This window comes from Corynebacterium sp., from assembly GCF_012838985.1.
Taxonomy (GTDB): domain Bacteria; phylum Actinomycetota; class Actinomycetes; order Mycobacteriales; family Mycobacteriaceae; genus Corynebacterium.
Genome location: NZ_DUOE01000204.1, coordinates 1 through 13,308, shown reverse-complemented (window position 1 = coordinate 13,308; position 13,308 = coordinate 1). Strand labels below are relative to the sequence as shown.

Sequence of the window (13,308 nt, the reverse complement as noted above, 5' to 3'; positions counted from 1 at the left end):
TACGATAGGAAAACCAATGCACAAAGTTCTCGTCGTCGGTTGTGGTGGCTCCGGTGCCAAGACGCTGGCCTATATGATGGATCAGCTCAAGACCACGCTGGCGGAGCGCCTTCCCGACCGTTATGACAGCCCGAAGGACGTGGAGCTTCCGCGCGCCTGGCAGTTCGTCTCGGTGGACGTGCCCACCGTGGCCGAGCGCCCGGGCAAGAACCTGGCGAACGTCCCGGAGGCCGGCGGCCGCTACATCTCGTGCGGTTCGTCCGACCGTTACGCCACCGTCGACACCGCCGTCTCGAACCAGCTCGCCAACCGCCGTGAGTTGGGCACCATCGCCAGCTGGGCACTTGAAAACCCGGCCGCCGAAACCACCCCTATCTCCGCGGGTGCCGGCCAGTACCGTTCGATCGGCCGCATGCTCTTCCTCAGCAAGCTGCAGGAGACTCAGCAGGAGCTGAAGAAGTCCTGGGACGTGCTCTCCGGCGGAGAAACCGACCGTGAGCTGGCGGACCTGCGTTCCGCCCTGTACGGCCGCGCCGAGCACAGTGGTGAGAGCGCGAAGGAGCAGCCGCTCGTCTTCGTCGTGTCCTCCATGGCCGGTGGTGCGGGTGCCTCCATGGCCATCGACGTCTGCCGCCTGCTCACCGGACTCGAGGGCAACGCGGTCTCCCTGAACTCCCTGTTCATGGTGACCCCGGACATCTTCTCCCAGGTCTCCCGCGACCAGGTCGCCGGCACCAACCCCAACGCCCTGGCCATGTTCGCGGAGCTTGTCGCCGCCCAGCTGGGTTCCGCCACCGAGGAGGACAAGCGCCTGTTCAACGCGCTCGGTGTCGCCGTCGGCGATGACGACATCCCGGTCGGACGAATCTTCCCCGTCGGCGTGCGTTCCGGTGAAAACGGCGCCATGCTCGGCGACGGCAAGCCGGACACCGTCTACCGCGCCCTCGGCCGCGGCCTCGCCGCTCTCCTGTCCGACGAGCAGTCGATGGGACACTACAAGGCCTTCACCCTGGGCAACCGCGGCACCTTCGACGCCAACACCTCCCACTTCGCGTGGGGTGCGACGGAGCCGAAGAACGTGCCGTGGGGCAGCTTCGGTTACGCCCAGCTGTCCATGGGCCGCGACCGCTACGCCGAGTACGCCGCCCAGCGTCTGGCACGCAAGTCCGTGGAGCGTCTGCTCAAGGGGCACTACGACCCGACGGATGAGTCCCCCGCGGACATCCAGATCCAGAAGCGCCTGGAGAACAACCGGGGATCCCTCAACGACCGCCTCCACCACGTGCTGCCGGTCCAGGGGGACGCGGGCAACTGGATCTACCAGGCCTTCCAGCAGGTCATCGAGAACTGGACCCGCTCCATGACGAAGAATCTCGCCGACCAGATGCCGGCGGGGCAGAACAAGCGCGGCAGCGAGTGGGTCCTCGACGTCAACCGCGTCCTGCAGGGTGTGAGCCAGCAGATCGACCAGAACCCGAAGACCGAGCTGTACCAGGGAGTCAACGCCTGGGCCGCCGCGGACGGCATCCAGAACTACCTGCTGGGTCTGCTCAAGGAGGAGATCGGCAAGTACGGCGTCCCCTACGGCTCCGCCCTGCTGCAGCACATCCGCAGCCTGATCTCGAACTCCATCCTCGGCGAGCTGCGCAACATCGTCGCCGGCATGCCGAACCAGGCGGTCGTCCTGGACGAGCAGAAGCGCAACGAGCTGGAGAACAACCGAGGTCGCATCGACGATACCTCCGGTTATGTCCAGGAGATCGTCTCCTCCGCGGCCCCGCAGATCCGGAGCCGCGCGGTCGGCCACATCGCCCACCGTCTGGAGTCGGCGCTGTCGGACTTCCTCCGCAACTTCATTGATCCGCTGCAGAAGCAGATCCAGGATGCCCACGTGGAGCTGGAGAAGCACAGCGAGCTGACCAGCGACGTCAACCTGGGCGTCGCCCAGCTCAAGACCGATGTGCCGGCGCTGTGGCCCGACGAGACCCAGTCGGAGGTGCCCAAGCGTTTCAGCCAGGCCGCCAACGAGGTCTTCCTCACCGAGGTCGACTCCTTCATCGACCAGTTCGTCGCCGACATCATCCAGTCGGCGAAGACGGAGGAGAGCCAGGACTACGACTACCAGCGCGCCCTGGAGATCTCCGCGGAGCGGGTGGTCAGCGGCGACTGGGAGTCCCTCTCCGGTTCGGAGAAGGCCCCGGGCGACCTGCTCCGGCTTCTCGACGTGTGGGTGGCCCGCGAGCTCAGCCGCGACCCGGACAACACCGGTGCGTCCCGCGACCCGCGCCCGGCACGTTTCGAGTTCAAGATCAGCACCAATGACATCCTCGACCGTGCCCGCCAGTACATCCGCCGTCCGGGCTTCTCGTTCCAGCAGTTCATCTCGAGCTCGCTGCGTGAGTTCGTCACCTCGCCGACGCTGACCGAGCACGAGCGCCGTGTGCGCCGCCAGACGGTGCTGAGCAAGTTCAGTGAGGCGATGACCTACGCCCTGCCGCTGGCCCAGATCAACTCGCAGCTCGTGCAGGCGATCTACGGCAAGGAGGTGTCCTACAACTTCAACTTCTCCCGTATCCCCTTCGGCGGTGACGAGGTGGGCGGCATGCTCGAGCAGGCGGTCCGCGACTACCCGAACCACCACCCCTCGGACGTGACGCAGCCGCTGGGCGGTGCCCTGTCCAACCAGGGTGAGGAGCGTTCCATCGACATCTTCGGTTCCTACCCGAACTACGCGCCGATCGTCTTCGACTCCCTGCTGCCTCCCATCGAGAAGCAGTGGCGTCAGACCACCGGCACCCGCGTGGAGTTCTGGCACGGCCGTCGGGCCCGATCCCTCACCGCGGCGCTCCCGCTGTCGGATGCGGACCGCAAGGCCATGGTCCTCGGCTGGTACATCGGCCGACTCACCGGCCAGGTCAACTCCCCGGGCACGCTCGACGCCTCGGACTCGACCCCGGTGCAGATCTTCGATGAGCAGTCCGAGACCTGGACGGACTTCGACGTCCCCATGCTCACCCCGGTCTCCCGCTTCCGGCAGACGCTCGACTGGTTGCCCAACCTGCTGGAGTCGATCTCCCTGGCCTGGGCGAAGGTCGGCGAACAGCCGGTCTTCGGGTCGGTCAAGCCGTACATGCTGCTGCGTCAGCTGTGGGACGCGGAGCCCGAGCCCTCCAAGCCGGGCCGCACCACGCGGGGCCAGCGCCTGCTGCACCAGTGGCTGTACGACGGCGAGCGCAAGTCCGGTGAGCTCCACATGATTCCGGGCACGCAGCCGGGCGCGGACGTCGATAAGCGTCTGGCGGCCGCCCTGGAGTGGCTGGGCAAGCAGAACGCCATCGCGCAGGCGTACATCCCGAGCTCCCGCCTGGGCGCCGGGCTGCTGCGCACCGCGCACAACGACCGCCCGTACGGCGACATCACGGACCGTGGGCTCGCGTCCCAGGTCCCGGTCTTCGCCGACCTGGCTATCGACGTGGCGGAGGCCACCGCCCGCATCGCCGACGTGCTGGAGGAGTGCAAGCGCCAGGGTCCGCCGTCTGCCGAGCCGACGCTCATGCCGACCACGAAGTTCTCCGCGGGCGCATCCACGACGACCACGGCTCTGCCCGGCGCGGGTGAATTCTGATGGACGGACAGAGCTTTCACGACACCACCCTGACGGTGTTCGTGGGGCGGGGCCGGGTGTCGCACGGCATCCGCCAGACGCTGGAGGATTTCACCGCCACCGGGCTCACCCGGGATCTGGCCTGGGTGGATGCGGACGCGTTCACGTCCTCGTCGTCCGAGGTCACCTACCTGAGCCTGCACGAGGACGGCACCCCGCAGATCAGCCGTGAGCCGTTCAACGTGCTGGTCGCCCGGCTGCACGTCGACCGGCTCCACCTCGGTGTCATCAACGTCATCGGCAGTGGTGAGGGGGCGATCAGCAGTGACGAACTGCAGGCGCTTCTCGACGCCGTCGACAGTGTCCTCACCGGCCCCCGCATCGAACGCACCAACCTCATGGTCTCCGCGGTGGAGGCACCCCTGGAGGGGGACCTGCCCACGCTGCGCGGTTACACGAACCTGCTCCTGGCCCCGGAGGATTCCCCGGGACCGGAGTCGGCGACCGTGCCGTTCCACTTCGACGCCCTGGACAACCGTTTCACGCTGCACTGCGTGGCGGGCATCGCGAGCCTCTTCGGACTGTGGGAGGGGAGCCGCCACGCGCCGGTCTCCCTCCTCGAACCGGCCAGCGGCGGCACGTTCCGCCTGGTCCGGGCGTTCTACCGGCGCATCGACGGCCAGGAGGTGCAGGCGCACCTCAAGGCCCGGATCTTCGACACCTCCCGGAACCCGCTGCCCCGCCTGAACCGCCCGGGGCAGTCGCCGCAGTACACGGAGGATCCGGTGGCGTTCGCCGAGAGCGCCGCGGAGGACCTGCTCAACGAGTTCAACCAGCGCATCGAGGGGCGTTCCACCGATGCGATGGCGGAGAAGACCCTCCACACGACCGCCGGCGGTGCCCTGGGCGAGTTCTTCGGTCGGTGGGGCCGCAACCTGGTGGGCACCCCGGCCCGTTTCCTGCGGGCGCTGAAGGGTGAGACCCGTTCGTTCATCGACGACACCGTGCAGTCCGCCCTCTACGGCGAGGGTTCCCGCACGCACGTCGGCGGGGTCGCAGACCCCGCTGCCCGGGAGCCGGAGGCCCAGCGTGGCCGTCGCCAGGAGAGCCTGCGGCTGGAGGCGACCCGTGAGCTCGGTGAGCTGTGGCGGGCCTACGCGAACATGTCGCTGTCGCTGCTCGACGCGCTGCCACGCCAGATCGCCGAGGGCACCGAGACCTACCATCCCCGCATGGTGCGGGAGCAGGCCGAGGGGGAGGTGCGCGTGGCGCGCCGCGCCGCCGACGTCATCCCCGGGCCGGAGGCGAACTTCGGCCGTGACCTGCCGGTGGAGGTGAAGTCGACCGTCGGGGGAGGGGACATCGCCCCGTATGACCTGCTGGGCGCCGCCGACTACGAGCGTCGGCTCTCGGATCAGCGGCACGGCGGCCAGCGTGAGGTCGGCCGGGTCATCGGCGACTTCAAGCAGTGGCAGGAGGAGAACTCCGAGAGCTTCGCCTACTTCGTGGGCCGGGGCCTGGTGAACAAGCAGGCCGGCCTGCAGCAGCGTCGCGGGGACCTCGACCGGAGGATCGCGGAGCTGGAGGAGCACCGGGACTCGGCGGAGGAGACCGGTTTCGCCGCCGGCGCCTTCCGCTGGCTGGGCTGGGTGTTCATGTCCTCGCTCGCCATCTTCGCGGCGTTGTGGGGCTGGGCGAACCTGCGTTCCGCGCTTTTCGACGAACCCCTGTGGGGGTGGGCCGCCAACTTCAACGGGGCGTCGGCGGCCACGAAGTGGTGGATGTTCGGGGTGTGGGCCGGCCTCTGGCTCATCTGCTGGCTGACCCAGGTCGCCCTGGAGACCCGCGATGAGATGCGGTTCCGGCACCGCCGCCGCGATCTCATCTCGGAGCTGGACGCGGCGCGTACGAACCGGCGCGAGGTGGAGCGGGCGTTGCTGCGTCTCGACGTCGGCTACCAGCAGTTCCTGTCGACGTCCCAGATGATCGGCACGCTCCTCAATGAGCCTTTCGGCCGCATCCGGCACCCCCGCGTCGACTCCACGATCCCGGTGAACACGATGCCGGAGTCGGTGGTCTTCGCGGAGGCGACGCCGAGTTCCGCCGCGGTGGATGCGCTGGCGGACAGTTTCCGTCGCGACCTGTACCGCGAGGGCTGGCTCGAGGATCATGTCCGGGGAGGTCTCAACGAGGCGCTGCGGCTTTTCGACGTCCGCGCCGACGGCCGGATGTCGATCGACGAGGTCTACCAGACGTCCGGGCGGGGCACCGGGGGTGCCCTGGCGCGTCTGGCGGAGGCCGTCACCGACGAGTCCTTCCGGGAGCGAGACCGCGCCAAGGAGAAGTGGCGGGCGATCACCCGCCAGCTGCGGGACGAGTCGCAGCGCAATGACGCGGAGATTCTCTCCCCGTTGCAGATCTACCGTGACGGGCAGCGGCAGACCGCGTCGTCACGCATGCCGCTGGATGAGGTCCGCAACGTCGGTGCCTTCAACGGTGAGATCGCGACGGAGCAGGGCCGCGTCGAGGGGGTCCTCGATCTGGACCCCGCGTACTGCACCTATGACCGCAACAGCAACACGTTCGACGCCATCGGCGTCAGCGAGGTGCTGGTCCAGGTGGGTGGGCCGGCGTCCCAGGGGGATGTTGCTTTCCGACGCCCCGAGCGCGCGTCCCTGAGCGAGGACATCCTGCGTGGGATGCCCGTCTCGGAGGACTTCCAGTCGCCGGAGCAGCCCGCCCTGCTGCAGCAGCGGTCGCGGCACCAACTTCCAGGAACGGGAGAGTTCTAGATGTCGACCGAACTGAAGATCCTCGAGGCCTTCGAGACCTGGCGGGAGTTCGCCCGTCAGCAGTACGACGAGGAGGCCCTGCCCACGGGCGAGGAGCTCGTCGCCGCCGCCAGCGACCACACGGAGCTGGAGGCCGGCGGGCACTACCCGGCGCTGCTGGTGTGGGCGGAGGCCCTCAAGCAGGTGCGGGCCCTCGCATTGACCGACAACACCGACGTCATCGGGGTCAACGAGTCCCTCTACGTGCCGACCCTCAGCGACGAGCCGGTGGGGTACGTCGAGGCCGAGATCGTGCCCGAGGTGGAGGAATACCTCGAGCCGGAGCCGGAGCCGGAGCCGGAACCCGAGCCCGAACCAGAACCCGAGCCCGAGCCGGAGCCGGAGTCGGAGTCGGAGTACATCGACCCGGACCTGCGGGACTACCAGCCGCACGAGTTCCGCCTCCTCGACGGCTTCTCCGACGTCCAGGAGATCCCCGGCTCGGGGCTGCTGGCCCGGCGGCAGGAGGACGGGTCCGTCGCTCTCGAGTGGAGCCTGCCGTCCTACGCCGTCGGCAACGGGCTGGTCCGCCTGTACCGCGTGGTCAGCGACGAGGAGGAATTCGATCAGGATCCCGACGCCGGCGAGCCGCGCGCGGTGACCGTGGGTGAACGCTGGGTCGACCGCGATCCGCTGACCACGGCCTACCGCCAGTACCAGGTGTGGGTCCACGAGGGCACCTCGGAGACCAACGCCCTGCGCAGCGAACCGCGCCTGCTGGGCGAGACCGCCTACATCCGCCCGATCGACCACATCGACCTGTCGGTCGCCGGTTCCAAGGTCAAGGGCCAGTGGGCCCCGCTGCAGCACACGCACCGCGTGGCGGTGTTCGCGGTGAAGGCGTCGGCGCGGAGGGTGACCCGCCGGGACGAGATCGCCGTCGACACGCAGAACCTCCAGGGTTTCCGCTTCACCCCGCAGTTCAAGGGCGAGGAGTACAAGTTCGTCGCGGAACGCTACGTGCTGATCCGCGGCGAGCAGCGGGCGTCGGCACGCTCGGAGGAGTTCCGGGTGTACGTCAACGCCGAGGTCGTCGACGTGCCCATCGAGGTGGACGAGGTCTTCGACGGCTTCGACACGCGCTTCCACATCAACTGGGAGAACCCCGACTCCGGTGAGGTGCGGATCTACCGCACCCAGGAGGCCCCGACCGACGGTCTGCAGGACCGCGTCGTCGAGGTGGAGCAGCTGGAGTCCTTCGGCCTGGCGCAGCGCGACTGGGCCAACGACCTCGAGCGCGGCATGAGCCACTGCATCGTCGACTGGCCGGAGGACTGGTACTCCGTGTTCCTCACCCCGGTGAGCGTGGTGGGCAACCAGGCGAAGGTCGGCCGTTCGCACTCCCGGGTGCGGGTCGGTGGCATCACCAACCCGACGCTCTACGAGCGGGTGAACAACCAGTTCCTCACCTTCGGCTGGCCGGAGGAGGCGCACGAGGTCACCGTCGTCTTCGGCGAGCCGGGGACCGGGCACCAGATCGGCCCGCGCCGGGAACAGCCGGGATCGAACATCGCCTCCATCCACCGGCAGACGTACGAGCAGGAGGGCGGCATGCGCCTGCAGCTGCCCGCGGCCGGCGACATCGCCCTCGTGCCGTCCCGTGTCTACGAGGGGCAGCAGATCTGGGGTGACCCGCAGGTCCTCCACTACGACGGTCTGCGCCGTTTTCAGTACGAGTTCGTGGAGTACAACGGCCACCTGGGCCTGGTCGTCTACAGCGACCGGGAGGACCACACGCCGCGCCAGTTCACCCTGCGCATGCAGCACGGTCGCCTGCCGCTGGAGCCCAACGACGGCGCCGAGGTCAAGGCCCGCCGCATCGTGGGACAGCACCCGGAGGGACCTGACTTCCTGCCCGGCATCAACTCGTGGCGTCTGTTCCCGAACCAGGTGGAGGAGTTCTGGGAGCTGGATCCCACGATCCTCGACAGCGCCCCGGAGAGCGTGTTCCTGCGCCTGTTCGCACGCGGTGACCACACTCCGGGCACCCCGGTCACGGCGGTCATCGACCCGGTGTCCGGCACCCTGTCCCTCGACCAGTGGCGCGCGTACCTGAGGGGACGGGAGCAGTGACAGGGCCGCAGAGACGCTGGTCGCACGTCACCTACGCTTCGTTCCGCAACCGTGCGGGTGGGGGCGGCTGGCACACGGGGCCGTCGGTGGGGGCGAGCTCGGAGGACGAGCAGCTCGTCGTCCAGTACGCCCCGACCAGCGTGGTCCCCACGACGACGATGGACGATTTCATCGGGGCCAAGGAGATCGCGGAGCTGCCCCGCCGTTTCGAGTACCTGCCGGGGGAGGACCGGGGGCTGTTCATGCAGTCCGTCCCGGCGGGCAAGGACGCGACCGGTCGCCCCGGCAACGTCTTCACCCACGCGTTCATCGACCACGACCTGTCGCAGCCGCTGGCCGCGACCTATCCCGTCAACCTCTACGGGTCCCCGGATCTTAAGACCCCGTTCCGTATCGCCTCGGTCGACGCGGTGGAGCTCGACCCGGAGCTGGCGGAGCCCCGCCCGGGTCCGCTCACCGATCTGGCGGTGGCGTGGACGATGGTGACCACCATGCTGGGCGACCGCAGCGGCGCTCTGTTCCGGATGCAGGACGTCCTGCTCGAGGGACGGGCGACACCTGTCCTCACCGTCCGCAACGCCAACGAGGCGGTGTACTGGCTGCAGGCGTTGTCCTCGACCCTGTCACCGGATGAGGCGCGGCGGCTCCTGCGCTTCTCGACGTTCGAGCGCGCCCAGTCCCTGCCGGCCCCGCTGCCGGGGCAGGCCCACCCGGTCCTCGTCGTCCCGCAGGCGGATCTGGAGGCGTTGCGGCGGCGCGAGGGGATCGTCATCATCGACCCCACCGATCCGGCGACGCAGCAGACGGCCCCGGGGTCGACGTGGTCGGTCCTGACGAAGGCGCTGCTCGACTCGGATCTGACTCCCCAGCAGGCTGTCGAGATGCTCGGCGCGGCCCCCGGCGTCGGTAAGTTCGGCGACGCCCTGGCCTGGCTGGTGGAACGTCAGCCGGGACGCTTCGGCGCGGAGGCGGTGGACGCGGCGCAGCGGCACCGGGCCACGGTGAAGCGACCGCAGGCGGCCCCGCCCCGCGACCCCGACCTGGATCTCGTGCGCCGGGTCATCGCCGACCCGCTCCTGGTCCGCGGCCAGCAGGTCTGGCCGGATCTGACCCAGCGGAAGGGCTTCGAACACGAGCGGGACACGCTGGCGGACGCCGCCGTCGAGGGTATCCGGGCGCTAGGCACCGCACCGACGGAGGTGCTCGTCGGCTACCTGAACTTCCTGCTGCGCACCGGCCTGGTGCCGGCGGACTACAGGCGGGACCAGGGTTTCCGCGACCTCTTCAGCGGCTTCCACTCCTTCCGGGGTGCCCCGCACCTGCCCCTGCCGTCGAGTGCGCATCCGGAGCTGCGTGACCTGCTCGTGGCGGCCGACGCGGACCGGAAGCGGGAGATCCACACCCGCCAGCTGCAGGTGGCACAGGTGACGCGGGCGTTGGGGGCCGACCGCAGTCTGCAGGACATCACCGCCTGGCTGCGCAGCACCGTCGCCCGGGAGGCGCTGCAGTCGTGGCGGGACGAGAAGGTCATCTCCCGCAACGCCCGGGACTTCTCCCACGACCTGCTGCGCGTGTACTACACGGTGTGCATCCACCTGTCCGTGGAGCCGTTCATCAGCGGTGACCGGAAGAAGGACGAGTGGCTGTCGATCGTGCTGGGCGACCTCGTGCTGCAGGCGCTCCAGAAGGGCCTGAGCCTGCGGACGCAGCACAGCGACGGGCAGCCGGTCACCACCCGGGAGTTCGTGGAGTTGGGGCGCCGCACGGCCGCCGAGGACATCATCCCCGCCGGCCACCACTCGGTGGTGCTGGACAAGATGATGGCGCAGGTGGAGATGCACACGAAACCGGACCAGCTGGAGGGTTTGTCCGGCCGGGAGAAGCAGGTCCTCGCGGCGGTGGCCCGGGGCATTGTCAGTCAGATGAAGGAAGCACGTAGAGGAGAAGCCAGTGAATAGCATCCGTCTCACTGCGGGTCAGTCCTATGACATCGAAGGTGAGTCCTTCACCGGGCAACTGCAGGTCCAGCTGTCGGGTGGACTCGATTTCGAGGTGATGACCCCGCACATGGAGTCTTTCCGCCGGGGCTCCAAGGTGGCGATCCGCAACCCGCAGGACACCTCGGAGATCTCGGTGGCACCGGGGTACGGGCACTCCTATTTCCCGACGGGGACGAAGCTGTTCGTCACGTTGCACCTGCTCACCGACGAGGACGAGCAGCTCCGCATTGACCTGCCGACCTTCGAGGTCGGTGGCCTGCGGTCCTTCCCGGTGGCGGTCATCGTGCCGGGGGAGGGGCAGGTGCGTCTGGTCGTCGCGGAGACCACGAGTGACACGATGCTGGACGAGTACTCGGCCGGTGTCCGTTCGGCGCTGCGCCGCTCCATTGAGCGGGACAGTCTGCCGGAGGGGCGGCGGCGGGACGTCGTCGTGCTTGTCGACGTCTCCTCGTCCATGCAGCTCAACACCAGCCCGCAGGCCTTCGAGGCGATGTGCACCTTCGCTGCGGGTGTGCTGTCCACCAGCAGCGGCGACCGGGAGCTCCGACTGGCGACGAGCAGCGCCTCCACCGCCCCGGAGGTGCTCTCCGGGCCGGAGGCGGTCCGGCAGCTCAAGCTCTCCGATTTCCCCGCGAAGGAGGTCGGCTGGAGCCGTGACCTGCGGGAGCTCGACGAGGAGTTCGCCCTGGTCGTGTTGTCCGACGATCTGCCGGCCGAGGTGGCCGCGCGCCGGGGAGTGGTGCATCTGCTGACGTCGCGTCGGCCCGTGGATTCCCTGGGGATCAGTTACACGGTCTTCGATGACGCCCTGATCTCCGCTGTGCTGGAGCAGAATTCCGCCGCCCTCGCGGTGGAGACGAGAACCATGTTCGACACCCTGACGCAGGGAGAGAAGTAGGAAATGTCGAGAACCATCCACACCGGGCTGCTGCCCACGCGCTGCCCGTACACCTTCCGGGAGATGCCGGACCCGCAGGCGGAGCATTCCCCGTTCCTCACCCCTTCGGAGCAGGAGGACTACCCCCTGCCGGAGGGCTGGCAGGGGTCGGGCACGCTCACGTTCGCCATGGCGGGTGCCCGCACGTCGGGCAAGAGCCTGTACATCGCGGTGATCGTCAAGCTGCTGGAGCGGCTGGTCATCGCGAACCAGGGCACCTTCCGCTACGCCGACGAGCACACGCGGCGGACGTACACGGAGCGGTACGAGAAGCCCCTGTTCGAGAAGATGGGGCTGCTGCCGCCGACGCCTCCGGTGTCGTCGACGGACGCCCACCAGGACCGCCCGCTGATCTTCGACGTCGGCACACACCGTCGTGACGGCCAGCTGCAGAAGATCTTCGTGGTGTTCCGGGATGTCGCGGGCGAGGACCTGAAGGAGGAGAACTTCGAGGAGCGTCAGGAGGACCTCGACTTTTTCCGCGCGGCCGACCAGATCCTCTTCCTCTTCGATCCGATGGCGGTGCCGCGCATCCGCCAGCTGCTCGAGGGTTTCGTCCCGATCCACGAGGTCGGCGACGACGACCCCACCGTGGTGCTGCAGAACGTCCTGCGGGTCCTGGGCACGGATCACCGCCCCGACATCGCGCTGTGTCTGTCGAAGTTCGACGTCATGCAGCGTCTGTCGGAGGTCAACCAGGCGCATCATTTCGCTGACGGTCCGAACACGGTGAACTGGCAGCGGGTGATGAACAACTACGGTGCGTCGTTCCGCCGCGAGGGGGCGTTGCCGACGGAGCCCTTCGACTCCGACAACAGCAGCCTGCTCCACATGGAGGTGTCGAGTCTGCTGCAGTGCCTCGACGCGACGCAGATGATCAACCAGCTTAACACCCCGTTGTTCGGTACCTTGCCGTACAGCTACCAGTGTTTCGTGGTGTCGGCCCTGGGTGCTTCCCCGGAGGGTGACCGCGTCAGCCGGACCGGTATCGCGCCGTTCCGGTGCATGGATCCGCTGCGGCAGAAGTTCTCGGAGTTCGCGCTTTTCGATGGCGTCCGCCAGATGGGAGATCTCGGATGAGTAATCAGCATGACGGGGACGGCATCCGGGGCGGTTTCAACCGCCCGGAGTTCAGCCCGGGGACGGTGTTGCCGGGTTCCCAGGTGCGGCCGGAGATCGCGGCGCTCGACGGCGCGCGGATCGAGCAGACCGCGGCGGAGGAGCAGCAGCGGCAGGAGTCACTCGCTGCTAATCGACGCCGGCGTATGTACCTGTCCGTGGCGATCGGCACGGCTGTGCTCCTGGTGGCTCTCATTGTGTTCGGCATGATCTGGTTCTGGGCCGACGAGCGGTGGGCGGCGACGGCGGCCCTGCTCTGAGTCCCCGGCCGGTGGCGCGCCTTGCACTCGACAGCCTCGACTGCTAAAAACGGGTTAGCACTCAATTTGAGTGAGTGCCAGAAATCGATGTCTTCAGCGGGTGAGGTTGGGCCACACTCACCGACCGTGCCGTCGCGGGCGCCCGATGGAGTGCAGACGTGAGTGACGTCCTATATCTATAAGGAGCACAAACACATGGCAAAGCTCATTGCCTTTGACGAGGAAGCACGTCGCGGCCTCGAGCGCGGTCTGAACACCCTGGCCGACGCAGTCAAGGTCACCCTGGGCCCCAAGGGCCGCAACGTCGTCCTCGAGCGTGGTTGGGGCGCCCCGGTCATCACCAACGACGGTGTGTCCATCGCCCGTGAGATCGAGCTGGAGGATCCGTACGAGAAGATCGGTGCGGAGCTGGTGAAGGAGGTCGCCAAGAAGACCGACGACGTCGCCGGCGACGGCACCACCACCGCCACCGTCCTGGCCCAGG

The 13,308-nt window shown here is 68.3% G+C and carries 8 protein-coding genes; all 8 read left to right on the top strand.

Going from position 1 to position 13,308, the window contains the following annotated elements:
* The first annotated feature begins 16 nt into the window (after positions 1 to 16).
* The gene (locus GXZ33_RS11490; protein WP_291341232.1) at positions 17 to 3,625 is read left to right on the top strand and encodes a tubulin-like doman-containing protein; all 3,609 of its coding nucleotides are present in this window, start codon (positions 17 to 19) and stop codon (positions 3,623 to 3,625) included.
* On the top strand, positions 3,625 to 6,396 hold the full coding sequence (locus GXZ33_RS11485) for a hypothetical protein (RefSeq protein WP_291341230.1): 2,772 nt from the start codon (positions 3,625 to 3,627) through the stop codon (positions 6,394 to 6,396). Before GXZ33_RS11490 ends, GXZ33_RS11485 begins: the two co-directional genes overlap by 1 nt.
* Entirely contained in the window at positions 6,397 to 8,508 is a 2,112-nt protein-coding gene (locus tag GXZ33_RS11480; protein WP_291341228.1) for a hypothetical protein, read from the top strand. It abuts the gene before it with no gap.
* Positions 8,475 to 10,466, top strand: a complete 1,992-nt coding sequence (locus tag GXZ33_RS11475; RefSeq protein ID WP_363237329.1) for a hypothetical protein — start codon at positions 8,475 to 8,477, stop codon at positions 10,464 to 10,466. Before GXZ33_RS11480 ends, GXZ33_RS11475 begins: the two co-directional genes overlap by 34 nt.
* Positions 10,459 to 11,406, top strand: a complete 948-nt coding sequence (locus GXZ33_RS11470; protein WP_291341224.1) for a hypothetical protein — start codon at positions 10,459 to 10,461, stop codon at positions 11,404 to 11,406. The genes GXZ33_RS11475 and GXZ33_RS11470 overlap by 8 nt, the downstream gene beginning before the upstream one ends.
* Positions 11,407 to 11,409: 3 nt before the next feature.
* Positions 11,410 to 12,525, top strand: a complete 1,116-nt coding sequence (locus GXZ33_RS11465; protein ID WP_291341222.1) for a hypothetical protein — start codon at positions 11,410 to 11,412, stop codon at positions 12,523 to 12,525.
* Positions 12,522 to 12,824: a hypothetical protein gene (locus tag GXZ33_RS11460; RefSeq protein WP_291341220.1), complete on the top strand. Its 303-nt coding sequence runs from the start codon at positions 12,522 to 12,524 to the stop codon at positions 12,822 to 12,824. The genes GXZ33_RS11465 and GXZ33_RS11460 overlap by 4 nt, the downstream gene beginning before the upstream one ends.
* A 195-nt stretch (positions 12,825 to 13,019) precedes the next feature.
* Positions 13,020 to 13,308, top strand: a 289-nt coding sequence (locus tag GXZ33_RS11455) for a TCP-1/cpn60 chaperonin family protein (RefSeq protein ID WP_291341218.1), incomplete at its 3' end; no start/stop codon positions are given.